The organism is Collimonas sp. PA-H2 (genome assembly GCF_002564105.1).
Lineage (GTDB): Bacteria > Pseudomonadota > Gammaproteobacteria > Burkholderiales > Burkholderiaceae_D > Collimonas.
In genome coordinates this window covers 4,424,850-4,447,888 of record NZ_PDBX01000001.1, presented here as the reverse complement: position 1 = coordinate 4,447,888, position 23,039 = coordinate 4,424,850, and the positions used below count along the sequence as shown (strand labels likewise).

The window sequence follows — 23,039 nt, the reverse complement described above, 5'->3', positions numbered from 1 at the left end:
TGAGTAATGCGTTGACTTGCTACGATCCGGAAAAATTCATTTGCTGGCAAACGACCAGAACAGGCCGCGCGTGATAAGCGCCGGAAACACCGTCAGATGATCTTCGTCCTGGATAACCTCGGAACGCACCGAAAGATTGGGGTAGCGGCGCGATTTCAGCCGCGCTTCGAAATCCCTCATGTCCTTGACCATGTCGTTTTCCTTGTTATAGCGCGGATTGCGATCCTTGGACTTGACCGTTTCGAACGAGCCTATCAGCATGAATACCTGGGCCGGCATGTCTTTGTGGGAGGCGGCGTAGCTGCGCTCCATGTCGAACATGACCCGCTTGTCATACCAGAGAGACGGGCTGCCGAGGATGTATTGATTGAACATCTGCGGTTCGGTCAGCAGCATGTGCAGCCCCAGCAGCGAGCCATAAGAATGCCCGGAAAAAATCTTGCGGCTCATGTCCGCGCGGTAGTTCGCCGCGACGAAGGGGAATACTTCCTTTTCGATGAATTGCCGGTACGGTTCCGCTTGCCCGGTCGGCCGCTCGCCGCTGTTGTTGGTGGTGTCGGTCGGCGTGTAGTCGCGGTTGCGGCTGTGGACCGGGTCGTCGCCTTTGGCGTAGGACAGGCCGACCAGGATGAACTCTTCCAGTTTCTTGCCATTGTCGCTGACGCGGCGGTTGATGCTGCGTATCAGCGGAAAGGCATAGTTGGCGTCGGTGATGAACAGCACCGGATAGCGCTTGGTCGACGTCGCATAGGAAGCCGGCAGGCTGACGAAGATTTCATAGTCCCGGTGCAGGATCTTGGAAGGAATGCTCTGTACTTCGGTCCCCTCCAGCTCATAGGGGTGCATTGGGGTCGCCGCCTGCGCCGTCACGCAAGCCAGCGCCAGCGCGATCATGGGAATGCCGAAAAATCTACCGAGTTTCAATTGCACGATATCTGATCCCTGTGTGACTTGCCACATTGTTTACATAGGCTGACTGGCGAGTCTATTCAAGGATTATATTTCGTGCAAGCAAAAGTCAGAGGTGCGCCAACTTAAGTGGGCAACAGGATGACGCCGCCGGCGGTCTTGCCGCTTTCCAGCTGACGATGGGCTTCGGCTGCTTCCGCCAAAGGCAGCGTGAGTGAGACGTCCATGACAAGGCCCTGCTCCAGCCGGACCAGGGCTGCCTCTGCGCCTTCCCGGTAGCGGGACAGGTCCGACATGAAACGGAACACGCTCGGACGCGCCAGCGCAATGGAACGATAAGGGCCAAGCTCGCTGAGCGGCAGAATGGCGCTGTCTTCATTGCCGCTGAATGCCGCCTGGCCGACGCTGGCCGCCATGCCGAACGGGCGCACGGTCTGCAGCGTCTTGCTCAAGGTCTCGCCGCCGACGCCATCGACCGCAAAATCGACGCCGCGGCCGTCGGTCAGACGCATTGCTTCGGCCACGAAATCCATTTGCCGGTAGAGAATCGCCTCCTGATAGCCCTTGTTCCTGGCCACCTCGCCCTTGCCCGCGCTGCCGACAGTGCCGATCATGCGCGCACCCAGCGCCGCTCCCCACTGTCCCAGCACCTGGCCCAGTCCGCCGGCCGCCGCCTGGACCAGGACGGTGTCGCCGGCACGCACCCGGGCGACATGCTGGAACAGCATGTAGGCAGTGATGCCGCGCAGCAGAGTGCCGGCGGCCTGGATGTCGCTGACGCCTGCCGGAATCCTGATCAAGCGGTTCAGCGCGACATTGCGGGCAGTCGCATAGGCGCCGGCCGGCAGTCCGGTGTAGACCACGCGGTCGCCAACCTGCAGGTCGCTGCAATCCTGGCCGCCCGGTCCGCTACCTATGGCCTCGACCTCGCCGGCCGCCTCGACACCGAGCACTGCGGGCAGCTCAGGCAGGCGATACAGGCCGATGCGGTGATAAATGTCAGCGAAATTGACGCCGATGGCGGTATGACGCACGCGCACTTCGCCGGCGCCAGGCGGCGGCAAATCGATGCTTGCCGCCTGCAATACGCCGGCGTCGCCGGGCTGACTCATTCTGATTACCAATTCCTTGCTCATGATGTGCTCCAGGTTGAGGGATTGAGAAGTATGGTAATAAAAATATTTATGCACTGAAAGTCATCAAATATTCGCCTTTAATGTGCATAATTGCACCATGACAAATCTCAACTGGAACGATCTGCGCTACTTCCTGGCGCTGGTGGACAGCGGCAGCCTGACCGCCGGTGCGCGCCGGCTGAAGGTGGAACACACTACGGTGGCGCGCCGCATCGAGGCGCTGGAAGAGGCGCTCGGCCTGAGGCTGTTCGAGCGCCTGCAGCGCCAATGGAAGCTGACGCCGGAAGGAGAAAACCTGTTGGACGGCGCGCGCCGGCTGGAGCAGGAAGCGCTGGCCCTGGAGCGGGCAGCGGCCGGCGCCGCGCCATTGGCAGGCACCGTACGCATTTCCGCGCCGCCGGTCATCGCCAGCCATCTGCTGGTGCCGCAGCTGGGTTTCCTGCGCCAGTGCCTGCCCGGCATCGCCCTGGAAGTGGTGGGTGAAAGCCGCGAAGTCAACCTGACCTGACGCGAGGCCGACATCGCCTTGCGCCTGTCGCGGCCGACCGCGGCAGAGCTGGCGGTGCGGCCCCTGATCGAGATCGGCTATGGTCTTTACGGCGCCAAGGAATATCTCGCCGGCGCCAAAAAGGATGCCTGGGAATTCATCGGCTATGAAGAAAGCCTGCTCGCCACGCCGCAGCAGAAATGGCTGGAAAAGATCGCTGCCGGCCGCCCTTTCCCGTTGCGCTCGAACGACCTGAGCAGCCTGTACCAGGCGGTGCGTGCAGGCTTGGGCGTCAGCGCCCTGCCGCACTTCCTGGGACGCCACGACCCATTGCTGAAACTGGTGACCGCACCGGCCTGTCCGGTAGTGCTGACGGTCTGGCTGGTCATGCATCCCGAGGTACGCCGTTCGCCGCGCATACGGGCGGTGGCGGACGGGCTGATTGAACTGTTCGGGAAAGCCAGCGTGAAACGGCTGGCCGGGTAGCCCACGCCAGGCAGCGGCCGGACGGCCCCCGCCGGCAATGCATGGCACGAAGCACGCCACGTGATCAGCAAGGCAAACGCAAGCAGCAGTCCGCCGGCTGCGCCGCCGATGGGATCGCCAGCGGCAAGCTGTGCACGGTGCTGGACGAGTATGTCGAACGAACCATCGTATTCCGTGTACCGTGGCCGAGCAGCCGGCACTGAATGCCTAAGGCTGCGGATGTTCATCGATTTTCTGGTGGAGCGGTTTTTTTGCGACGAAAGATACGTAGCAAGACAGCTGCTCATGTGCTGTTGTTTCAGTATTTGAACTCAGAGGAAATTTTTCCTGGTTTGATCGTTGGGTTACCTGTATTCAGGATTGGAATTAACCTGTCGGAATACCGAGTTCATCGGCGCCGGTTCACTGAGCATCCGAATGCAGCGATTTTTCGGATGTCGCCTGCTCGGCATGCGCCCATTCCTTGCATTGCTGGAAGTCCGATATCTGATCCCATGCCGCCATCAAAGGCGGAGTATCCATGCGACCGATTAACTCTGCCGTTTTTGCCTTGTCGCCAGACAGGCAGGCGAATCTCGCGAAGTTATTGATATTCCAGTTATCCGGATATTTCTTCAATACGTCATCAATGCCTTTTTTCATCACCGGCCAATCAACAAGAGAATCGGAAAATAATCTATCGTCGTAGTGCGTTTGCGAGGCCACCCAATAAATGCGCGCATACATGCCAAAACCTTCAGACGACTGAGTTCGCTTGAGTGCTGCTTGCGCGAACTTCTCGATCGACTCTGCGCTGCCTCCCCATTTCGGTCCGTAGTATCCGATGGCGGCAAAGTAAATTTGATAAAAGGTAGGATATCGTTCCAGGCCTTCGTTAATTAACTCGGAGAACTCACGCTCTGGCCAGCTTTCCTGTTTAGCAACGACCGCCATGAGTTCGTACCAACTTGGATCTTTCGCCGCGATTGTTTTATGGGTTTCAAGATAGGTTCGCGCCTGCTGGGTGTACTCCGCGAAAGGCGCCCAATTCTGAGGCTCTACATCCTTTGCGTAGCCGTTCCCCCGGAAGCTCCATCCGTGATTGAGCAACATTTGTGCATATGCAATGTGGGCGGCGGGTGATTCAGGGTAGTGCTCAACCCAATTCCTGGCCCATTTCTCTGCCACAACCCAATAAGACGGATCCTTGTGGCGGGTGTCGAAGGACAGACTCATGGCAATGTTAAACACCGTCAGTTTCCAGATTCCGCTGGATGTTCTTGCCTGGGTGCTCAAGTAATCAGAAGAGAGAACCTCCAGCTCTTTTACGTTTTGTGTGTGCACCAGGCGTTTCACATATTTATTCATTGACGCCCGCTCCGATAGCTCATCGCAGCGCCCTGGAATTGAGATCACGAGGCCAATAGCCATCAAGAAAGACAAATACATCCGCTGTAATTTCATTATGTTCTTTGATGTAAAAAAGAATGTCGAATCAACGTGAAAAGTGCAGCACAAAAACCATCTGACTTTTGCGGTGAGCCGCCGCTCGGGTCTGAGAAACCACAAGCCGGCGAAAAATTCTGTGGGGTGGGAACGACATGCGCAATCCGGCAAAATGATTGCCAAGATGGGCAAGACCAAGCATCACTTGTTTTCTATATTTTTAACCATGGTCTTATCGTATAGCAGTCAACAATAATTGTCTACGGGCAACATTTAATAGGAGTAAAGATGCTTGCAATTTGGGTAGCCAAATATCGATGAGCCGGCGACCGCTAGGTGATTACTATTTAAGAGCGCGCTCGAAACCCGGAAATTTAAATCCCGCGCGGGTAATTCGGGGATATCGGACATCCTCTATGGCGGCAACAGGTCGAACTCGGCCTGTCGCGACCGATCATTCGGTTCGTTGCCTTCGGCTGCTGCGAACAGTGGCGCCCCCTACTTGATCGTATCGGCGGCAGCCTTGCACACAGCAGCATCCTGATCACCTGTGCCGCCGCTACAGCCGATAGCACCGACAAGCTTTCCCCCTTCTACGAGCGGAAACCCGCCCGGCGATGCCACCAACTGCGCATCCAGCGTTTGCACGTATCCATGTCCGGTCTCGAACTGGTTGTAGAAGACCCGGGTTTCACGACGAAATCTGGCAGACGTGCGTGCTTTGTTCTGCGATATCGCGATCGATGCGAATTGCGCACCGTCCATTCGCTCGAACGCGAGGAGATCGCCATGCATGTCGACGACAGCGATGTTCATTTTCCAGTCGTGCTTCTTGGCTTCAGTTTCCGCAATCGCGAGCAGCCTCTTCGCGCTGTCCAGACCAATCGCAGCGCCATAGGGAATCTCGAATGGCATCTTGTCGGGCGTCCCGCCCGCCGGAGGTTGTGAGACTGGGGTTTGCGCCGTCGCGGCGGCTGCCGCAGCCAGGCAGGCTGCATACGCGATCTGGATGAGGTTTTGCATCGCATCATCTCCCATGGGTTGGCGGGAGCCGCGTGCTTGAGGCTGTGTCGGAGCGCTTGGCACGCCGGGCCGATTGTTCCCACTGTAGCGCCACGCTGGGCGGCACGCAAGGGGCATTTGCTCATCGTGAGCGCAGCGGATTTGCCGCCCGGCGACAGCCACGCCATTTCAGTCAGTCAGACGCCTCAGGTGTATGCTAATGCCGTAAATCCTGATTTGCAGCTTTTCGCGAAAATTTAGTGCAGTACAAAAATGGTATCGAGATCCCGGAAACGCAGGCGGCATGCCGGCCTCGGATCTTGAACAGGGGCGGAGTCAGACCGCGGTAGCTAGAGCTATCCTGCAATACTGGCCCCATATCGAAGTTCCTCATCACAGCGCAGAGAAAGGCAAAGAAATCATGGCTACGAACACAATCCGGCTTCATCGCGTGCTCCGGGCACCTCCGGAGAGAATCTACCGGGCGTTTCTCGATGCCGACGCGATGACTAAATGGCTTCCGCCAAATGGTTTCACTGGCAAGGTCCACCATATTGATGCAAAAGTCGGCGGCACTTATAAAATGTCGTTTACGAACTTCGCCACAAGAAATAGTCATTCCTTTGGCGGGGAGTATCTCGAGCTAGTACCTAACGAACGAATTCGGCATACGGACAAATTCGACGACCCTAATTTGCCGGGGGAGATGCAAACGACGATTTCTTTACAAAAGGTTTTCTGCGGCACTGAAGTAAAAATTATGCAAGAAGGCATACCAGAAGCCATTCCACCTGAGGCTTGCTATCTCGGGTGGCAGGAATCGCTCACTCTTCTTGCGCAACTGGTTGAGGCTGAGATTTCTGAATAACCAGCAGGCAAGCGCAGCCATGAGTACCATCGCACCTTCGCTCGTCGCCGCCAGTGCAGCGATCATTCTGCTGCTGGGTCTCGTGCATCTCCTGTACACCTTCTACGGTCCAAAGCTGTTGCCCCGCGATCGTGAACTGCAAACACGCATGCAAGAGGTCTCGCCCGGCATCACGCGCCAAACAACGATGTGGAAGGCCTGGGTCGGCTTCAACGCTAGCCATAGCTATGGCCTCATCCTGTTCGGCGCCGTATATGGCTACCTGGCCCTTGCACACAGCGACCTCCTGTTCCAGTCCGTCTTTCTGCTCTCCCTCGGCTTGATACTGCTGCTCGGCTACGTCTTCCTCGCCAGGAGGTATTTTTTCCGCATCCCGCTGTGGGGCATCCTCTTGGCAACCTTTTTCTATGCCCTCGCGCTCATCGTCCGCTGGGTTTAATCTTCTTTCACGCGGATGCGCCTACAGCGGGCCGCTTCAGAAAATTGACATTTTTAACGTCTGAATTAACTCGCTGCCGACTGACTGCGCTGCTATTGGATTGCGCCACCCTAGGCGATCGGGTTGAATGACTTGTCAGGCCGGCGTACGAGCGCAGTCTTGCTGGCGGAAATGGCGATGGGAACACCAAACAGTAACATGTGAGACAACAGATCCAAGGTGCTGCCGACTGGCTTGAAAGTTACAGGGAATGGGAACGCGGAAAGCGGCAGCACAAGCAGCCGCATGGCGAGAAACACCACGACGCCGAACACAATGCCGGATACCAGTGGACGACTTAGCAAGGCCGGGACACGCCAGGCAACGACGAGGAAAACGGTAGTCCACAGGTATGCGAGGGCGAAATGAAAAATCGATCCAAGCGCCGCGGTGGCGGCGCCGCCCGAAAAGGCCGCGTTACCAAACGCTCCGCTCGCCACCATCTGCAACAGACGAATTGGGCCCATGCCGTTGTACGCAGCCAACGAGATGGCGAAAAGGATGTCGAGCGTACCGGCGATGGTGCCGCCTACAAGTAGCGCCCAGATTAGTGTACGTGGCTTCATTTTTATCCCCAGGGTCTAACGTTTGACATGAGCGGTGGCTGGATTCGTCATCTGTCAAAAATCGTCAGCAATGCATAGTGACGTGAATATTACGATGAATCGGCGTACTTCTCTCGATGTACGACCAACTCGCGGAGTAATCGCCTAACAGATTACTGCCACTAGGCGTCATGAAAATAGAAAAGCGTGATCGTTTTTGGCCGAGAAATAAATATATCGGCTGTCGTGAACGTGATCACTACCTGATCTTGTGCGTCCTTGGATAACGCATAGAAACGTAAATTACGAGGCGCGGGTTGTATTCCCGCAGCCTCCCATAATACAAACAACAGCACGGCCATGGGCGGGAATCGCCTGGAAAGTGGTTGCAATCATGCAGACAACGATCGTCAATGTCCGAGCCTGACGCCTATGCGCACATATTTGGCATCCCCCTCGCTTTTTCCACGGTTGAACATCTGCTTTCCGCTACGTTGATCGGCCGGATAAATCCACAGCCGAGAGTTGACACTGAATCATTCATGCAGGATTTTTCCGCTATCCTATCAACAATCTCCACGCCCATTTTCCGTAGCGTCTGATTTCGTACAGTTCTTGTTGCCACCCCACTTCATGTCGTGGGGCCAGGTTCCATCTGAAGGAAGAGACAATGGCCGAGTTTTGCGTGAAACCTCTGGACGTAAGCACATGGCCGCAATTCGTCAAAATGGTGGAGAAACACAAGGGCGTATGGGGTGGCTGCTGGTGCATGGCCTTTCATCCAGAGGGCGTAGACCGTTCAAAGACAGCCGTGCAAAATCGCGCAGAGAAGGAGCGCCGGGTCCAGCAAGGCCATGCGCATGCTGCCCTTGTATATGACGGCACAGCCTGTATCGGCTGGTGTCAGTTTGGGCCGACTGCAGAGCTGCCACGCATCAAGCACCTGCGAGCGTATCGAGAAGGACTTGCCGCTCTTCCGGATTGGAGGATTACCTGTTTTTTCATCGACAAGGCATATCGCGGCAAAGGCGTGGCTGCCGCTGCCCTTGCCGGCGCCCTGCAGGAAATCGCCCGCTTAGGGGGAGGTACGGTCGAAAGCTATCCGGAAGACGTGGAAGGCAGGAAGGTCTCGGCGTCTTTCCTGCACAATGGAACAGTAGCGATGTTTGAGCGACACGGCTTCGAGCGCCTGCGCCGTCTTGGAAAGGACCGTTGGTTGGTCGGCAAAGTCGTGAAACCGGACTCCCTTCGGGCGGGACAGAGTCCATAGCATCTGATGAATTTTCATTATGCGATAGATCAGTAATCGCCAAAAGCAGACACTCACGGCTAGAATCTGCTCTACGTGACCGGCAGCACCCGGTTACAACCGGTCAAAGACATATGACACTTATTTGATATTGCTTTACCAATTTTCCCGTGGCAGCATACGTCAGCCATTTTCTACAATGATTAATCATTTGTTAGGCACCGAAGGAAATTTTCGCCAGCTAACATGACTGTTACTCTATGCGTCCAATTGCGGTTGTTCTTTCGATTCTCGCCATCGCTGGCTATGGCCAGGCTTTCGCTGATTGCGCTGAAGTTCCTCCCGCCAACGCACAAAGTTTTATCCGGTCTCACAAGGTATTTCACTTCAATGGTGAGCCACCTTCCCGCGTCCAAGATGAACTCGCCGTATGGGAAACAACGGCGGGAACTAGTTGTTTTCTCTTGAACACTCTTGGGCCGAACTATCATGAATGCAATGTATTAAAAGCAGCCTCGACGATTCGTGCGAACGAAACTGAATTTAAAGAAGGCAGCTGTACGCTGACCTTTCAAAAAAACGGACGTATCGTGAAGCTCATTGCATCTCATGGTTGGGAGCGCATGGGACAAGGTGGCACATGTTCGCAAAACTATTGTGGCATGTACGGAGAAATCGAATCCGGCATCTTTCGTGAAAAGAAATAGCTAATTAATGTCAAACTCCGACGACAAATTTGCTAGCCGCGATAGTCGTTGAAGGTCCTGATGAAGAACGGTGAAAGGGCTGCAATGAGCCATCGGCAGCCAATCATGGGCGCGCGCAATCGGCCAAAAGTCCTTGTCCGCCATTGCGTTCAGCAATGCCTATCATTTCACCTATCGTAGTTAAGGCTTGACTTAAAGCTTACTTTAACTTGTATCCTGGCCCGGAACCCAACTTCGTACATTGCTTAAATCATTAAGTTGGCCTCACGTTATTTACACATCAAGAATTCAAGGAACCGATATGGAAGCAGGTTTTTGGCATAAAAAATGGGAACGAGGCGAGATTAATTTTCATGAGAGTGAAGTAAATCCGCTATTAACAGAACATTTTGGAAAATTAAATCCGGCAAATGGCAGTCGTGTGTTCCTGCCCTTGTGTGGCAAGACACGCGATATTGCATGGCTGCTTTCCCGCGGCTATCGGGTTGCTGGGGCAGAATTGAGCGAACACGCCATCAACGAACTGTTCAAAGAACTTGGCTTGGTGCCGCAAATATCCAAAGCCGGGGAACTGACACACTACAGTGCCAAGGATATCGACATATTAGTGGGCGATATTTTTGATGTGTCTGCTGAATATCTTGGGCCCATAGACGCGATATACGATCGTGCAGCTTTAGTTGCCCTGCCCCTTTCCACACGAGAGAAATATGCGTCGCACTTGATGAAAATAACCGGCGCAGCGCCGCAATTGCTAATCACTTATGAATATATGCAAGCGCTGATGGATGGCCCGCCGTTTTCAGTTAGCGCTGACGAAGTAAAGCAACGCTATGGTGCTGCTTACCAATTGACGCCTGTTGAAAACAAGGATGTCGCGGGTGGATTGAAGGGGAAAGTTGCGTCAACGGAGACCGCCTGGTTGCTCCAGAAAGCCAATAAATAATGCGCTGAGGCGCAACCGGTACGGCTGCAACGGGCGAAACCCGCATGCAGCTTGATTCCGGTCCAGCGCTTGACGTTCGACGGCATGCTGTTTGAAGTCGAGGCTATCGCGACTCTGAAATGCGAGACAAATGGTGAGAATTGAGACGCAAGTCGGCGCGGATATCCCGAATATCCACCTGACCAAACGTGCCAGCTCCAGTCCTGATGCCGTTTAGTTAAGATGCGAATAACTTCCGCGACGTCATTCCCGCGAACGCGGGAATCCATATTCAGCACCCTACTCAGCAATGTGGATCCCCGCGTTCGCGGGGATGACGGAGCTGCTGCGATGCCGCCAATAGCTGACGCTACCCTAGCGGCGGGCGCTTAAGCAGGGGCTGCAGCCAGCGGGGTTTTCCGCGATACTGCCGGTAAGCACGGCTGCGGGCACAAAAGCCGGCAAGTGCCGCGGCAGGTTGTATACTGTCGGCTTTTACGGCGCCAGCCTTACCCCGAAAGACAAGATCATGAGCACTCTGCCAGCCTGCCCCAAATGCAGCTCCGAATTCACCTATGAAGACAGCGGCCTCTATATCTGCCCGGAATGCGCCCATGAGTGGCCGCAGCAGGCTGCTGCCGATGCCGCCGGCGACAGCGCCAAGGTTTACCGCGATGCGGTCGGCAATATCCTGCAGGACGGCGATACCGTCACCGTCATCAAGGACCTGAAACTGAAAGGCTCGGGCGGCGTGGTCAAAGTCGGCACCAAGGTCAAGAACATCCGCCTGGTCGACAGCGATCACGACATCGACTGCAAGATCGACGGCTTCGGCGCCATGAGTCTGAAATCGGAGTTTGTAAAAAAAGTGTAATCGCGCGGGAGCCCTGACCGGGTCCCAAGCTGCAGTCTGGTTTCCGAGTTGCCCAACCAAGCGCTTTCCATAGCCCATGCCGAGACACAATCCAGCGCTGCACCGCATCCACAAACCGCCCATGACGGCGCGCCGGCTGCGCTTTCTGATCTTCGGCGGGATCGTCTTGCTGGCCTTGCTGGGCTGGGGCCTGGCAGTCGTCCTCAAGCCGGCGATCCAACGCACCATCGTCATCACCACCGGCGCCGACAAAGGCATCTACGCCGGTTTCGCCGAACGCTACGCGCCGCTGCTGAAGCGCGAGGGCATCACCCTGGATATCCGCAGCTCTTCCGGTTCGGTGGAAAACTATCAGCGGCTGACGGATCCCGACAGCGAATACGAAGTCGGCTTCATCCAGTCCGGCACCACCACACCGTCACCCGAAGACCAGCTGCAAACCATCGCCGCCGTGTCGTACGAGCCGATCTGGGTCTTCTATCGTGGTGATGTTGTCGTCAACCGGCTGGCGCAGCTGCGCGGCAAGCGGATTTCGATCGGCGTTCCCGGCAGCGGCCTGCTGACGGTTTCGCGCGTGCTGCTTGGCCACAGCGGCATCAGCGCCGACAACACCAGCCTGCAGGAAATGGATGCCTACAAGGCTTATCAAAGCCTGGAAAGCGGCCAGCTGGACGCCGCCTTCTTCATCGGCCGGCCGGATGCACCCATGCAGCAGATGCTGCTCAACAGCGACCTCAAGCTGATGAGCTTTGCCCAGGCCGATGCGCTGGTGCTGAAATTTCCTTCGCTTTCCAAGATCATCTTCCCGCGCGCCTCGACCAGCGTCGTCAACGACCTGCCGCAAGCCGATGTCACCATGCTGGCGGCGACCGCGCTGCTGGTCTCCAAGGACACGCTGCACCCGGCGCTGGCTTACCTGCTGCTGGAAGCAGCCAATGCCGCGCATGCGCGCGAAGACTATTTCACGCCGCGCGGCGTCTTTCCCAACCTGAACACCGATGATTTTCCCATCTCGGATGAGAGCACGCGCTACTTCAAATCCGGCCGCCCTTTCCTGCAGCGCTACCTGCCGTTCTGGCTGGCCAGCTTCATCGAGCGTCGCCTGCTGATCCTGCTGCCCTTCATGGCCTTGCTGTTCGGCCTGCTGCAGGCTTTGCCGCGCATGGTGGAAGCGCGCATGAAAAACCGGCTGGTGGTGTGGTATCGGGAGATCAAATCGCTGGAGGATGAGATATGGCAGAACGGGCAGCCAAGTCCGGAACAGATTGCGCAGTGGCGCGAGGATATTGAAAACATTGACGCCAACGCCAGCCAGATCCGGATTCCGCAGCGTTATTTCCAGGATGTGTACACGCTCAAGCAGGCGATCCGCGTAGTGCGCGACAGGATTTCCCGGGCTGCCGGCAAGATCGAGGAATAGATCTTACCGGCAGCCTGCAATGCTTGCTTTTAGTTCCAGGTCTCGGCTGAGGCTGAGGTTGAGGCTGCCTTGCTGACTGGCGCTGCCGCAGGTTGCTGCTGCAGCGCTACACCGTCCAGTTTCCAGACATATTGCATTCTCGTCTCGGACTGCACCGGCGCACCGTCGCGCATGGCCGGTACGAATTGGCACAGCGCCCAGGCTTGCATCGCGGCCTTGTCCAGAGCCGTGAAACCGCTGCTCTTTTCAAGAACAATATCCAGCACATGGCCGTTGCTGCCGACAGTCAGCTTGGCGCCGACGACACCCTGCTCTTCATTTTGCCGCGAGCTTCTCGGATAATCAGGCGCCTGGCAACTGTTCGGCTGCAAGTTCGGCTGAGAGTTGAGCTGAGAGTTGAGCGCGACGCCGGCAACTGCCGCGGGAGCAGCAACGCTGCGGCTAGCCACGGCCGGGATCACGTTCGGCTGGGCAGCCGCCCCGGTAAAACGTACATTGGTCACAGCTGTGACAACTGGTGGATTGACCGCACTGGGGATGCCGCTGCCGGCGCGCAGCGCTGTCTGGAAATCTCTGTCGGCAAACAGGTTTGCCAGCAGCTTCCTGATCGTGTCGATATAGTTGGCGCGCGCCGCCGGGATCGCAACCATTCCGATAACGGAAGACTCCCATTGGCTAGCGCCTGCCACAACCTTGTCGAAGGTCTTGGCGCCGCTTTGCGTGACGACGAAACGCGCGCTGATTTTGGCGGTGCCGGTAGTAAACGATGCGCCGTCAAGCGAATTTTCCAGCAGCTGTCCGGTAACGACTACCGGGGATGCCGCGTCAAACTTGCCGGATCCTTCCAGCTCGGCGCGCAACGCGGCCTTCAGGTATTCGGCGTAGGAACCGTTGTAAGGCGAGTTGTAAGAGCCGGCACGTATGCTCAGGCTTTCCAGCGACTTGTCCTTGGCCGTGAACTGGCCCACGGCAACCTTGCCGCCCGGGAGAGCCTGCAACGTGCGCACGTTGTCATTGGTAGGCTGGTAGTTTGGCGCCACCGCGGCGCAGCCGGTCAGCGCCAGCAGCACGGCGCCGATGCCGGTCATGGCCAGACGACGCACCAGGGTCATGGTTGAGGATGAGTTGATTATTGCGTTCAATTTAATTCTCCTGCGCGGCTCATGTCATTCAACAGATTCAATACCATGCCGTTCATGATGAGCGGAATAGCTTCGTCCTTGGCTACTGGCGCCAGATTGGCCGGGCCGTCGGCATTGCCGATGGTCGAATACAAGGCGTGCCGGTAGCTATGCTTTACTTCAGCCTGGCCGGGAACGTCATAAGCAGCATTCATCTGGAAGCCATCGGTGATCATGGTGCCTGCCAGGCCAAAAGTGAAGCCTGTCATGAAAGCCTTGCCGTTGGCATTCTTGGTGACCGGGAAATTATTAATGGTAATGAACAGCTTGCGGTCGGCGCTGGCTGGCGCCATCACGACGTCGCTGAACAGATTGGATTTTTTCAGGGTAGCCAGGATGATAGGCCGCACGCTGTCCGCCGCTTGCGGATTGATGACCCCATTGTTCTGGTATTCAAGGAATAACTGGACGCTCTGCCTCGTTTCAGGCTGCTTCAAGTCTGCAACCGTGACTTTGGGCAGGGTCGGATCGACGTATTGCTTGAGCGATATGCAGCCGGTGGCTAACAGGCTGAGGCTCATGACGCACATCAGGCTGGCTTGACGGCACAATCGTTCCAGGTCCCTATTCAGGGGGAGAAATGGCATGACAGTTTTCCTTGGTCTTTGGCTGGCGGTGGTTGCTGGGATAAATACTGCGGGGCAATTATACTTACCAACATTGCGAATACGAACATTGAATTACATTCATTTTTGTAACTGTGGTATTGGCGAAAACGCCCAGAAATACCAAGGCTTGAAAGACGTCGATAAACCGCGCACAAATGGAGATCCAGCCGCAGCGACATCGCCTCAGAATCATGATAAAAAAATAAAATTCCGTACTGAGATGCGCGCCCTGCCCATCCACCGCGCTTTCTGCCTCATATAAAGGTTTTCCTGATGAACCGCTTCCAACTCCTCGCTCTCGCCCTGGCTATCAGCGGCCTTGCCTCGCAGTCGCAGGCGGCAACGTAGACGCCGCCGGTATCGCCAGCGGCAGCGTCGACGGCGCCGATCCCGATCAAGGTCGTGGTGGTGGCGATGTTTGAAATCGGCGAAGACAGCGGCGATAAGCCCGGCGAATTCCAGGCCTGGGTGGAACGCCTGCCGCTGCCGCAAACAATTGCCTTCCCGCAGGGCTACCGCAATCTGCGCTACAACCCGGAGCAAGGTGTGCTGGGCATCGTCACCGGCATCGGCACGGCGCGTTCATCGGCCAGCATCATGGCGCTCGGCATGGATCCGCGCTTCGACCTGAGCAAGGCTTACTGGCTGGTGGCAGGCATCGCCGGCGCCAATCCCGACAGCATGTCCGCCGGTTCCGCCGCCTGGGCTGAATGGCTGGTGGACGGCGACTTGTCGCATGAGATCGACGCCCGCGAAATTCCCAAGGGCTGGTCCACCGGCAAAATCCCTCTGCGCTCGGCCCAACCTTTCCAGCAGCCGGTACCCGCCGATAATGAAGGTGCGGTGTACCACCTTAACCCGGGCCTGACTAACTGGGCCTACCAGCTGACCAAGGACACGCCGCTGGCGGACGATGCCGATCTACGGCAATTGCGCAGCCATTACAAAGGCTACCCGGCGGCGCAACAGCCGCCGAAAGTGATCAAGGGCGACCAGCTGGCCGGACAGACGTTCTGGCACGGCAAACTGATGAATGCATGGGCGGAGAAATGGGTGGACTACTGGACCCGCGGCCAAGGCAGCTTCGCCACCTCGGCGATGGAAGAAACCGGCACCGCGCAAGCGCTGACCTTCCTCAGCAAAGCCGGCCGCGCCGATATCAATCGTCTACTAGCGCTGCGCACCGCCAGCAACTACACCATGCTGTATCCCGGCAGGAGCGCAGCGGCCAGCCTGGCGAGCGAACATGAGGGCAGTTATTCCGCCTACCTGCCCTCGCTGGAAGCAGCCTTCAAGGTCGGCAGTCGCGTGACACGCGAATTGAGCGATCACTGGGACAAATATCGCGACAGCCTGCCGACGGACAAATAAGACCAGGGACGGGCGGCCGCATGCTTCCCGTCCTGTCCTGCCGGCTTATTCCACTTTCCATACATACTGCATGCGGGTGGCCGACTGCACCGGCTGGCCATCCGCCATCGCAGGCGTGAAATGGCAAAGGCTCCAGGCTTTCAAGGTAGCGCGGTCCAGCTCTTTGAAACCGCTGCTTTTTTCAATCGAAGCGTCGACCACACTGCCGTCGACGCCGATGATCAGTTTCACGTTCACCGTCCCCGTTTCTTCATTGCGCAGCGAAGTCCTGGGGTATTCCGGCTTTTCGCAATTGCCGGTCACGCGCGCGCTGGTATGCGCCGGTCCGGCGGGCGCGGTGGTTGCCGCCGCAGGAGACGGCTGGGCGACAGACGTCGGCAGCTCGTTGGTCGGCGGCTTGACACTGGTGACCGCGGCAATCACGTTTTCCTGAGGCTGCTGCGCCACCTTGACTTCAGGCGGCGGCACATACGGTGGCGGCGGCGCGGTGGATTTCGGCGGCGGCGGCGTCGGTTTGTCAGGCAGCGGCGGTGGTGGCGGTGGCTTGATTTCAGCGATGATCTTGGTGATCACCGGTTCCTGGATCACCTCTACCACTTTGCGGGCCAGACCTGTCACCAGTGCATATACGATCGCGATATGCATCATGACGACAATGCTGAAACCGACCAGTTTCCTGGCCGGCCGCTCCTGTTCCAGCATGAAATCCATTGCCGGACTCCTGTCTGCTCGCCTGGCTTTTTGACGATTCCGGCACCGGCGGCAAGCCAGCCACCGCTGTCCCGATTTGTTGTGGATCGTCTAGTTTCATACTAGCAGTTTAGGCGCTACAGTAAAGGGTGCACTGCAATATCCGGGGCTTAATCGACCACAAACAGCTTGGCGCCGACCGCGGTAAACGACCTGTGCGGCTCGGCGCCATCCGCCACCTGGTAGCTCATTCCCGGCTTCAGCATGAACTTGCGGCCGTCTTCCAGTTCCGTCTCCAGCTCCCCTTCCAGGCAGAACAGCACATGCCCCTTGCTGCACCAGTGGTCGGCCAGGTAGCCCTGCGTATATTCGACCATGCGCACCCGTATTTCGCCGAAATGGCGGGTGCGCCAGTAGGCCATCCCGTTTTCGCCCTTGTGTTCGGTCCGTTCAACGCTTGCCCAGTCGGTAGTTCCGAAAGGGATCTCAGTCATCTTCATGGTTGTCCTGTTTTGGCGCGTGTCGTTACAGTTGGAATCAGGCTGCCCCCGTCGCTCAGGGCCGCTCAATTATCCGCACATCATTGCCACCGATGGCGCAGCTGGAGGGCGAGGCCGCCACGCTGCCGCGATTACGCAACAGCACCAGTTCGGCCAGCACCGACACTGCAATTTCGGCTGGCGAGCGGCTCCAGATCTGCAGGCCGATAGGCGCATGCAACCGTGCTATCTGCTCGCTGCTCAGGTCCAGCGTCAGCAATCTTTCCTTGCGCGCTTCGGTGCTCGCCATCGAGCCGATCGCGCCGATGTAGAAAGCATCTGTCTTCAATGCTTCCATCAGCGCCATGTCGTCGACTTTCGGATCATGGCTGAGGGTGACGATGACGGTGCGGCGGTCGGGCTTGAAGGCCAGCACGACATCGTCCGGCATGCCGTCCAGCCAGGTGACGTCGTCGGCCTGCCAGTTGCGGCGCTGTTCTTCGCGCGGATCGTTCAGGTAGACCGAAAAATCCAGCGCCGGCGCCATTTGCGCCAGGTATTCCGAGACCTGGCCGGCGCCGATGATCAGCAGGCGCCAGCGCGGCCCGAAGACCTGCAGCAATTCTTCTTCATCGAAACGCAGCGCGAAATCGGCAGCGGTGGCTTCGACAGTGGCCACGCCGCTGCGCATGTCGAGCCGGCGCTGCACCAGCCGGCGACCGCTGACGGCCTCCAGCAAAGGCGTCAGCGCGGCGGCCGAGCTGAGCGGTTCGATCACCAGCTCCAGCGTACCGCCGCAAGGCAGGCCGAAACGGCGCATCTGCTCGGCGCTGATGCCATAACGGACCAGTTCGATTTTTTCCGGGAAGGCGGCGGCGAAGCGCTGCATCAGGTCGTCTTCGATGCAGCCGCCGGAAACCGAGCCGGTAAAATCGCCGGCATCGGTAATCGCGAACAGCGAACCTAGCGGCCGCGGCGCCGAGCCCCAGTTGCGCACCACCGTCACCATGGCGACCCGCTTACCCTGCTGCAGCCAGGCGGCGGCGCTCTTCAATACTTGATAGTCGACTGCATTCATGCTCGCTTGTTTCCTCTTTCAATTCTCACCAGTGTAATGAAAAACAGGATCGACCGCTTGCGCGATGGATCCTGTCGAATTGCTGGCGGCGATGGCCGTAGAGCGGGCACCCGCGCCCACCCACCCCGCTTAATGCGCGGCCGTCGTCAGTCTTAACGCCTTGACTTGATCGGCAGTGATGCTGCCCGGCTGGCCGCCCCAGGTCGCGCGCAGGAAATTGGACAGCTGCGCCAGTTCCTTGTCGTTCAGCTGGCCGGCAAATCCCGGCATGTCCTGCAGACTCTCGGTGCCAGGGAATTTCTGCGCTTCAATGCCATCCAGCATGGCGACGATCAGGTTATGCGGATCGGCGTTGCGCACCGTCGAATTGCCTTTCATCGCCACCGCCACGTGCGGCTTGCCATCGCCCTGGAAACCATGGCAGCCGGCGCACACCGCGGTGTACAGGCGCTTGCCTGCATCCAGTTCCATGGCGTCCGCGCTGATGGCTTTGACCGGCGCCGGCGGCAAGGGCTGGTCGCCCATCAGATAAGTCGTCACCGCGGCGAGGTCATCCTTGCTCAGGTACTGCGTACTCAGATGCACCACTGGGAACATTTCGCCATAAGCCGAACCCTGGGGTGCGATGCCGGTAGCGAAGAAGGTCTGCAAGTCCGCCGCGGTCCAGCCCACCGCCGCCAGACCGGCCGGCGTGATGTTCGGAGCGGCGACACGGCCGAGCGCGGAACCGCCCAGCGATTTCGACAGATCCAGCTGGCCGAAGGCGCCGCGCGGCGTGTGGCACTCTGCGCAGTGTCCCAGGGCGTTGCTCAGGTACTGGCCACGCAGCCACATGGCCGACTTGCCGGTAGACGCATCAGCCAGCTGGTCCCTGAGGAAAGGCACGTTCCAGAACATCATGCCGAAGCGCATGTTGTACGGGAATTTCAAGTCGGGAGCACGGGTCGGAACAGCCACCGGCTTTTGCTGCATCAGGTAGGCATAGATCGCGTCGCTGTCGGCCCGCGTCAGCGAGCGGTAGGAGGTATAAGGCATGGCCGGATACAAGTGCTTGTCCGGCGTGACGCCATCGTGCAGCGCCTTGTAGAACTGATCGGCGCTCCATTTGCCGATGCCGTGCTCCTTGTCCGGCGTGATGTTGGAGCCGTAGAACTTGCCGAACGGCGAAGCCAGCTCGACGCCGCCGGCGAAAGGCGCGCCGCTGGCCGTAGTGTGGCAGGCGGCGCAATCGGCAGCCTTGGTCAGGTAGCGGCCAAGGGCGATCTGGTCAGCGCTGCCGGGTTTCACCGGGTTTTGGTCAGCGGCCTGGCCGGTGGCCTGGGCGGACGCCGCAGCCGAGCTGCCGCCGTCGCAGGCGGACAGCAAGGTCGCCGCCAGCAGCGGCAGCGCCAGGCCGGCCAGGGCGTTGCGAAGATATCGGGCCTTAGTCATCACTTGGCATCCTTCACCAGTCCCGGCGTGCTCAGCACCACTTCCTTGACCGCCTCGAAGTAGCGGACGTAGCCGGTACAGCGGCAGATGTGATCGTTCAAGCCTTCGGTGATGGTGTCGTCGAGCTGGGCCTTGGTCACAGGCTGGCGCTTGAGCTTTTCCACCAGCACCGTGGCGGCGTTGACGAAACCAGGGGTGCAATAGCCGCACTGGAAGCTGTAGTGTTCCAGGAATTTCTGCTGGATAGGCGACAGCGCCACCACTTCGCCCTGCTCGTTGCGCTGGGCGTGGCCTTCCACGGTACGCACCTTCTTGCCTTCGAAAAAATGCGCGCCGGTGATGCAGGAACGTACTTCCTCGCTGCTGCCGTCCCGTTTGTCCAGGATCACCACGCAAGCGCGGCACAGACCCTGGCCGCAGCCCAGGCGTGAGCCGGTCAGGTCCAGGTATTCATGCAGGAAATCGATCATCATGATGCCTTCCGGCACCGGCACCGGGCCGACCGGCTTGCCGTTGATATGCATCGTGATGGGGTGTATGGTCATGCTCATGCCAGAGCCTCCTGAATATTTTGTTGGGTTACCGGCAGATCGGTGAAACGGTGGCCGATGGCGTGGGCGATGCCGTTGACGATGGCGCCGACCACCGGGATCATCACCACTTCGGCGATACCTTTAGGCGGATCGGTTTCGGTCAACGGCGGCAGCACTTCGCTGGTCTGGCTCCAGACCGCGACATCCTTGGCGCGCGGCAGCTGATAGCGGTTGAAGTTCCAGCTGCCGTTGCCGGGGCCGTCTTCATACAGCGGCAGGTATTCATGCAAGGCATGGCCGATGCCCATCGCCAGGCCGCCCTGCAGCTGGCCGGAGACCAGTTGCGGCGAGATCTGGTTGCCGCATTCCATGATCGAATGGTGGGTCAGCAGCTCGACCTTGCCGCTGGCTTCATGCACCGCCAGCTCGACCAGGGTGCCGACCGCACTGTAGTAAGTCACGGCGGCGTTGTTGCGCTGGGTCGGTGGAATCAAGACCTTCTTCCGGTTCAGTACTTCGTAGCCGCCGCCGGTAGTCATCTTGGCTTGCTGCGCCTTGGCGGCGCCTTCGCCGTAACGCACCGACAAGCCGTCCAGCGGCACCCGCACCAGATTGCCGAGAATTTCGAAATCGGCTTCGGTCCATTGCCAGCGATTGAAGACGTGCACCGTGGCGCCGGTCACCAGCCCCAGTTCATGGGCTTTCTTGACCAGCTGTTCGTAGGGCAGCGCTTGCAGGCCGGCGGCCGACAGCTTGCCGTCGACCCAGCGCGCATCTTCCACCCGCACCACCAGCGGCGCCGCCTGGCCGCCGCCTATGCCCTGACCCCAGATCGCCATCGCCGCCGGCCACAGGCCGTGCATGAAGATTACGCGCGCCGCTTCGCGCGTGCTGTGGGTGAAGTAGAAAGCCGAATTGGTGGCGCTGGCCGGCGAGGAGTAGCCCGGCGACCAGCGCGGATTGGCCGCCAGCTTGTCTTGCTCGGCTTGGCTCATGATATAAGGATCGCCGCTGGTGACCACCGGCAGATCGCTCCAGTCGGTGATCGAGGTGCGCACTTCATGAGCCGGCTTGCCCAGCCATTTGGCGCAGGCGATTGCCTGCGAAGTCGACATGCCGGTGCCGATTTCGGCGGCGCTGTGCGACAGATGGATCTGGCCGTCGGCGCTGATCTCGACCTTGGCGAACGAGGCCTCGGCGCCGGTGCCGAAGTCCTTTTGCACGCAGGCGAAGCCGACGCCGTAGCGGTAACCTGGATGGCTGATTTCGTACTCTGCTTTTTTCTTGGAACGGTTGACCCAGAGCGGATGCAGCTTGGCCTTTTGCAGCACTTCGTCGACCCGGATGGCGCCCGCCGGAATCGCACCCTGGGTGTTCTTCATGCCGGAACGCAGCGCATTCTTGAGGCGGAAATCGATGGCGTCGAGACCCAGCTTTTCAGCCATCTCGTCAATCATCATTTCGGTCGCCGCCATGCTTTGCAAGGTGCCGTAGCCGCGCGCCGAACCGGCGTCGATCGCACGGGTAGCAATCGCAACTGCCGCCAGGTCGTTCTTCGGGAAATAGTAAATCGATTGGGCTGCCGTAGCGCCCACCATCGCCACCGATGGCGAGAAATTGGCGCGGCCGCCGCCGTTGGCTTCGAATTCGCCCTTGAACGATTGCAGCAAGCCACTCTTGCGGTCGACCGCGATGCGGTAGTGCATCTTGAAAGCGTGACGCTTGATCGAGGTCTGGAACTGCTCGTAGCGGTCGTTAGCCAGGCGCACCGGCTTGCCATCCGCATACAGCGAGGTCAGCAGGCCGTAGAACGGGAAGTTGTAGTGATCCTTGGAGCCGTAGCCGACCGTGTAGCAAGGATGCAGGAACAGCTTCTTCAAAGGGAATTTTCCCTTCTTCATCATCTCGATGGCGCTGTCGACAACTTCTGCCGGCGATTGCGTCGGCACTACCATGTGCAGGGCCTGGTTGGCGCTGTCGTACCAGCAGTTGGCGTTGTCCGGCTCGAGCGCCGCGGTATCCACCGACTGCGTGTTGTAGTTGCGTTCCATGACCAGCCAGTCAGCCGGCGGGTGGTCTAGCTGCTCCTGGATCTGGGCGGCGTAGAACATGCCCTGCTCGCCCAGCTTGCCGTGCTCCTGGCCGTCCGGCCAGACCGGCTGGTGCTTGCGCATCATGCTCGGGAATACCGGCGCATTCTTCAGGCTGGAGAAGACATCGTCGTCGAACGATGTCGCGCCGCCCACCCGCACGAAGCGGAAGGTACCCCAGGGATCGCGCTCCAGCGGGCCGGTCACCGGACCGTACTGGATCACTTCATCCTTGAATTGCAGTTTGTCTTTGGCGAAACGGAAACGGGCGAAGTCGTTATAGATCAGGATCGCCACGGCGTGTCCCAGATAGGCCGGTGTCTTGCCGGCCGGCAGTAGCATGTCTTCGCCGTAAAACGCCGGAAAGGCCACCCCGTCGCGCGTCAGGTCGGCGGCAGTGACCACGCGGTCCGGCTTCAATTCTTCGCCGAGCATGCTCAGGTCGAAGCCCAGGAAGCTGCGGTCGGCCTTGGTGGCGCGCAGGATGAAGGCATGGGCTTGCTGGTTCGGCCAGTGCGGCATGTCGCGCGCGCGCACATCGCGGGCAAACACTTTGGCGCCGGTGACCTTGGCAATGCCATCGATACGGAACTTGACCTGACCGTTGCCGCTGTCCCACTGGATGGGCGTCAGGATTTTTTCTTCAAACAGGGCGGCGAATGCCTTGCCGCCCATGGGCGCTACGTAAACCGAGACTCCGGCGATTACGCTGGCCTTCAAAAAACTGCGACGCGAAAGGTCGAGTTTTGTCATGTATTTCTCCTCAAAAACCAGGGAACAGCCTCAGCGCCGCAGCCGTTTCAGCTGCCGGCGATGGTTGCGCATGTTCGTAAGATCCAGCGAAAGCCCCTGCCGGGCATTCATCTGGGGTCGGCATTTTATTACATTGGAGAACGGACAACATAATCACTATGACATGATGAGAATAGGTGATTTGGAGGCAATCGCAATCGCTTTTGTATTTAATTGTTATAAAACAAGCTATTACGATTTTCTTTTATTGAATGATTGTCATTCCGATGTCACAACTTACTTGTAGAATTAGCCACTCCTACCACCCTCACCTG

25 protein-coding genes are annotated in these 23,039 nt (G+C 58.4%); 12 read left to right on the top strand and 13 right to left on the bottom strand.

Translation table 11 applies throughout. The features are described from left to right. Positions 1-36: 36 nt before the first annotated feature. Both BCF11_RS20480 and BCF11_RS20475 read right to left on the bottom strand, forming a co-directional pair. Positions 37-930: an alpha/beta hydrolase gene (locus BCF11_RS20480; RefSeq protein ID WP_233212562.1), complete on the bottom strand. Its 894-nt coding sequence runs from the start codon at positions 928-930 to the stop codon at positions 37-39. Positions 931-1,034: 104 nt separating this feature from the next. Continuing rightward, positions 1,035-2,045 carry a quinone oxidoreductase gene (locus BCF11_RS20475; RefSeq protein ID WP_098496379.1) on the bottom strand — a complete coding sequence of 337 codons (1,011 nt, stop codon included), beginning with the start codon at positions 2,043-2,045 and terminating at the stop codon, positions 1,035-1,037. Between the two features lie 97 nt (positions 2,046-2,142). Here BCF11_RS20475 and BCF11_RS28685 point away from each other — a divergent pair, with 97 nt between their 5' ends. From BCF11_RS28685 to BCF11_RS28045, 3 genes are read left to right on the top strand one after another with little or no spacing between them, the layout of a single operon-like run. Beyond that, positions 2,143-2,553, top strand: a complete 411-nt coding sequence (locus BCF11_RS28685; RefSeq protein WP_369827800.1) for a LysR family transcriptional regulator — start codon at positions 2,143-2,145, stop codon at positions 2,551-2,553. A gap of 12 nt (positions 2,554-2,565) precedes the next feature. Beyond that, complete coding sequence (locus BCF11_RS28680; protein WP_369827865.1) at positions 2,566-3,018, top strand: LysR substrate-binding domain-containing protein; 453 nt, start codon at positions 2,566-2,568, stop codon at positions 3,016-3,018. 41 nt (positions 3,019-3,059) lie between these two features. After that, the gene (locus BCF11_RS28045; protein WP_158229239.1) at positions 3,060-3,221 is read left to right on the top strand and encodes a hypothetical protein; all 162 of its coding nucleotides are present in this window, start codon (positions 3,060-3,062) and stop codon (positions 3,219-3,221) included. Between the two features lie 199 nt (positions 3,222-3,420). Here BCF11_RS28045 and BCF11_RS20465 read toward each other — a convergent pair whose 3' ends face one another. Beyond that, positions 3,421-4,461 carry a cytoplasmic protein gene (locus tag BCF11_RS20465; protein ID WP_143751391.1) on the bottom strand — a complete coding sequence of 347 codons (1,041 nt, stop codon included), beginning with the start codon at positions 4,459-4,461 and terminating at the stop codon, positions 3,421-3,423. 480 nt (positions 4,462-4,941) lie between these two features. After that, a complete protein-coding gene (locus BCF11_RS20460) occupies positions 4,942-5,466 on the bottom strand; it encodes a heme-binding protein (protein ID WP_098497609.1) in 525 nt (174 codons plus the stop codon). Positions 5,467-5,866: 400 nt separating this feature from the next. Between BCF11_RS20460 and BCF11_RS20455 the strand changes: the two genes are divergently transcribed. Together BCF11_RS20455 and BCF11_RS20450 are read left to right on the top strand one after the other, a co-directional pair. Continuing rightward, complete coding sequence (locus BCF11_RS20455; RefSeq protein ID WP_098497608.1) at positions 5,867-6,313, top strand: SRPBCC family protein; 447 nt, start codon at positions 5,867-5,869, stop codon at positions 6,311-6,313. A gap of 19 nt (positions 6,314-6,332) precedes the next feature. Next, positions 6,333-6,752 carry a hypothetical protein gene (locus BCF11_RS20450; protein WP_098496377.1) on the top strand — a complete coding sequence of 140 codons (420 nt, stop codon included), beginning with the start codon at positions 6,333-6,335 and terminating at the stop codon, positions 6,750-6,752. 110 nt (positions 6,753-6,862) lie between these two features. Here the strand turns inward: BCF11_RS20450 and BCF11_RS20445 are convergent, their stop codons facing one another. Beyond that, positions 6,863-7,357, bottom strand: a complete 495-nt coding sequence (locus BCF11_RS20445; protein ID WP_098496376.1) for a hypothetical protein — start codon at positions 7,355-7,357, stop codon at positions 6,863-6,865. A gap of 649 nt (positions 7,358-8,006) precedes the next feature. On the opposite strand from BCF11_RS20445, the gene BCF11_RS20430 reads away from it, so the two are divergent. The 5 genes from BCF11_RS20430 (at position 8,007) to BCF11_RS20415 (ending at position 12,511) form a co-directional block, all read left to right on the top strand. After that, entirely contained in the window at positions 8,007-8,606 is a 600-nt protein-coding gene (locus BCF11_RS20430) for a GNAT family N-acetyltransferase (RefSeq protein ID WP_098496373.1), read from the top strand. Between the two features lie 239 nt (positions 8,607-8,845). After that, positions 8,846-9,292, top strand: a complete 447-nt coding sequence (locus BCF11_RS27690) for a hypothetical protein (RefSeq protein ID WP_143751390.1) — start codon at positions 8,846-8,848, stop codon at positions 9,290-9,292. A gap of 301 nt (positions 9,293-9,593) precedes the next feature. After that, entirely contained in the window at positions 9,594-10,238 is a 645-nt protein-coding gene (tmpT, locus tag BCF11_RS20425; protein WP_098496372.1) for a thiopurine S-methyltransferase, read from the top strand. Between the two features lie 508 nt (positions 10,239-10,746). After that, positions 10,747-11,091: a zinc ribbon domain-containing protein YjdM gene (locus BCF11_RS20420; RefSeq protein ID WP_098497607.1), complete on the top strand. Its 345-nt coding sequence runs from the start codon at positions 10,747-10,749 to the stop codon at positions 11,089-11,091. A 76-nt stretch (positions 11,092-11,167) separates the two neighbouring features. Then, the gene (locus BCF11_RS20415; RefSeq protein ID WP_098496371.1) at positions 11,168-12,511 is read left to right on the top strand and encodes a TAXI family TRAP transporter solute-binding subunit; all 1,344 of its coding nucleotides are present in this window, start codon (positions 11,168-11,170) and stop codon (positions 12,509-12,511) included. 29 nt (positions 12,512-12,540) lie between these two features. On the opposite strand, the gene BCF11_RS28365 is transcribed toward BCF11_RS20415, so the two are convergent. Both BCF11_RS28365 and BCF11_RS20405 read right to left on the bottom strand, forming a co-directional pair. After that, entirely contained in the window at positions 12,541-13,653 is a 1,113-nt protein-coding gene (locus BCF11_RS28365) for an energy transducer TonB (RefSeq protein WP_233212561.1), read from the bottom strand. Next, complete coding sequence (locus tag BCF11_RS20405) at positions 13,650-14,279, bottom strand: hypothetical protein (protein ID WP_143751389.1); 630 nt, start codon at positions 14,277-14,279, stop codon at positions 13,650-13,652. Before BCF11_RS20405 ends, BCF11_RS28365 begins: the two co-directional genes overlap by 4 nt. Between BCF11_RS20405 and BCF11_RS27680 the strand changes: the two genes are divergently transcribed. Together BCF11_RS27680 and BCF11_RS20400 are read left to right on the top strand one after the other, a co-directional pair. Next, positions 14,278-14,562, top strand: coding sequence for a hypothetical protein (locus BCF11_RS27680; RefSeq protein ID WP_143751388.1), 285 nt, complete (start codon positions 14,278-14,280; stop codon positions 14,560-14,562). The two genes, BCF11_RS20405 and BCF11_RS27680, sit on opposite strands and share 2 nt — an antisense overlap. A gap of 140 nt (positions 14,563-14,702) precedes the next feature. Further along, entirely contained in the window at positions 14,703-15,671 is a 969-nt protein-coding gene (locus BCF11_RS20400) for a hypothetical protein (protein WP_369827799.1), read from the top strand. A 45-nt stretch (positions 15,672-15,716) separates the two neighbouring features. Here the strand turns inward: BCF11_RS20400 and BCF11_RS20395 are convergent, their stop codons facing one another. From BCF11_RS20395 to BCF11_RS20370, 6 genes are all read right to left on the bottom strand, one after another. After that, a complete protein-coding gene (locus BCF11_RS20395) occupies positions 15,717-16,382 on the bottom strand; it encodes an energy transducer TonB (protein WP_098496368.1) in 666 nt (221 codons plus the stop codon). 149 nt (positions 16,383-16,531) lie between these two features. Then, positions 16,532-16,861: a DHCW motif cupin fold protein gene (locus tag BCF11_RS20390; RefSeq protein ID WP_098496367.1), complete on the bottom strand. Its 330-nt coding sequence runs from the start codon at positions 16,859-16,861 to the stop codon at positions 16,532-16,534. Between the two features lie 55 nt (positions 16,862-16,916). Next, complete coding sequence (locus BCF11_RS20385; RefSeq protein WP_098496366.1) at positions 16,917-17,918, bottom strand: XdhC family protein; 1,002 nt, start codon at positions 17,916-17,918, stop codon at positions 16,917-16,919. Between the two features lie 129 nt (positions 17,919-18,047). Beyond that, entirely contained in the window at positions 18,048-19,349 is a 1,302-nt protein-coding gene (locus BCF11_RS20380; RefSeq protein WP_098496365.1) for a c-type cytochrome, read from the bottom strand. After that, positions 19,349-19,900: a (2Fe-2S)-binding protein gene (locus tag BCF11_RS20375; RefSeq protein WP_098496364.1), complete on the bottom strand. Its 552-nt coding sequence runs from the start codon at positions 19,898-19,900 to the stop codon at positions 19,349-19,351. The genes BCF11_RS20380 and BCF11_RS20375 overlap by 1 nt, the downstream gene beginning before the upstream one ends. Further along, entirely contained in the window at positions 19,897-22,725 is a 2,829-nt protein-coding gene (locus tag BCF11_RS20370; protein ID WP_098496363.1) for a xanthine dehydrogenase family protein molybdopterin-binding subunit, read from the bottom strand. The genes BCF11_RS20375 and BCF11_RS20370 overlap by 4 nt, the downstream gene beginning before the upstream one ends. Positions 22,726-23,039: the final 314 nt, after the last annotated feature.

Bases quoted from the DNA above. Each gene is read 5' to 3' on its own strand.
- BCF11_RS20475 (WP_098496379.1), bottom strand. From the start codon at position 2,045: ATGAGCAAGGAATTGGTAATCAGAATGAGTCAGCCCGGCGACGCCGGC.
- BCF11_RS28685 (WP_369827800.1), top strand. From the start codon at position 2,143: ATGACAAATCTCAACTGGAACGATCTGCGCTACTTCCTGGCGCTGGTG.
- BCF11_RS28045 (WP_158229239.1), top strand. From the start codon at position 3,060: ATGGCACGAAGCACGCCACGTGATCAGCAAGGCAAACGCAAGCAGCAG.
- BCF11_RS20465 (WP_143751391.1), bottom strand. From the start codon at position 4,461: ATGAAATTACAGCGGATGTATTTGTCTTTCTTGATGGCTATTGGCCTC.
- BCF11_RS20460 (WP_098497609.1), bottom strand. From the start codon at position 5,466: ATGCAAAACCTCATCCAGATCGCGTATGCAGCCTGCCTGGCTGCGGCA.
- BCF11_RS20455 (WP_098497608.1), top strand. From the start codon at position 5,867: ATGGCTACGAACACAATCCGGCTTCATCGCGTGCTCCGGGCACCTCCG.
- BCF11_RS20450 (WP_098496377.1), top strand. From the start codon at position 6,333: ATGAGTACCATCGCACCTTCGCTCGTCGCCGCCAGTGCAGCGATCATT.
- BCF11_RS20445 (WP_098496376.1), bottom strand. From the start codon at position 7,357: ATGAAGCCACGTACACTAATCTGGGCGCTACTTGTAGGCGGCACCATC.
- BCF11_RS20430 (WP_098496373.1), top strand. From the start codon at position 8,007: ATGGCCGAGTTTTGCGTGAAACCTCTGGACGTAAGCACATGGCCGCAA.
- BCF11_RS27690 (WP_143751390.1), top strand. From the start codon at position 8,846: ATGCGTCCAATTGCGGTTGTTCTTTCGATTCTCGCCATCGCTGGCTAT.
- tmpT (WP_098496372.1), top strand. From the start codon at position 9,594: ATGGAAGCAGGTTTTTGGCATAAAAAATGGGAACGAGGCGAGATTAAT.
- BCF11_RS20420 (WP_098497607.1), top strand. From the start codon at position 10,747: ATGAGCACTCTGCCAGCCTGCCCCAAATGCAGCTCCGAATTCACCTAT.
- BCF11_RS20415 (WP_098496371.1), top strand. From the start codon at position 11,168: ATGCCGAGACACAATCCAGCGCTGCACCGCATCCACAAACCGCCCATG.
- BCF11_RS27680 (WP_143751388.1), top strand. From the start codon at position 14,278: ATGACAGTTTTCCTTGGTCTTTGGCTGGCGGTGGTTGCTGGGATAAAT.
- BCF11_RS20405 (WP_143751389.1), bottom strand. From the start codon at position 14,279: ATGCCATTTCTCCCCCTGAATAGGGACCTGGAACGATTGTGCCGTCAA.
- BCF11_RS20395 (WP_098496368.1), bottom strand. From the start codon at position 16,382: ATGGATTTCATGCTGGAACAGGAGCGGCCGGCCAGGAAACTGGTCGGT.
- BCF11_RS20390 (WP_098496367.1), bottom strand. From the start codon at position 16,861: ATGAAGATGACTGAGATCCCTTTCGGAACTACCGACTGGGCAAGCGTT.
- BCF11_RS20385 (WP_098496366.1), bottom strand. From the start codon at position 17,918: ATGAATGCAGTCGACTATCAAGTATTGAAGAGCGCCGCCGCCTGGCTG.
- BCF11_RS20380 (WP_098496365.1), bottom strand. From the start codon at position 19,349: ATGACTAAGGCCCGATATCTTCGCAACGCCCTGGCCGGCCTGGCGCTG.
- BCF11_RS20375 (WP_098496364.1), bottom strand. From the start codon at position 19,900: ATGAGCATGACCATACACCCCATCACGATGCATATCAACGGCAAGCCG.
- BCF11_RS20370 (WP_098496363.1), bottom strand. From the start codon at position 22,725: ATGACAAAACTCGACCTTTCGCGTCGCAGTTTTTTGAAGGCCAGCGTA.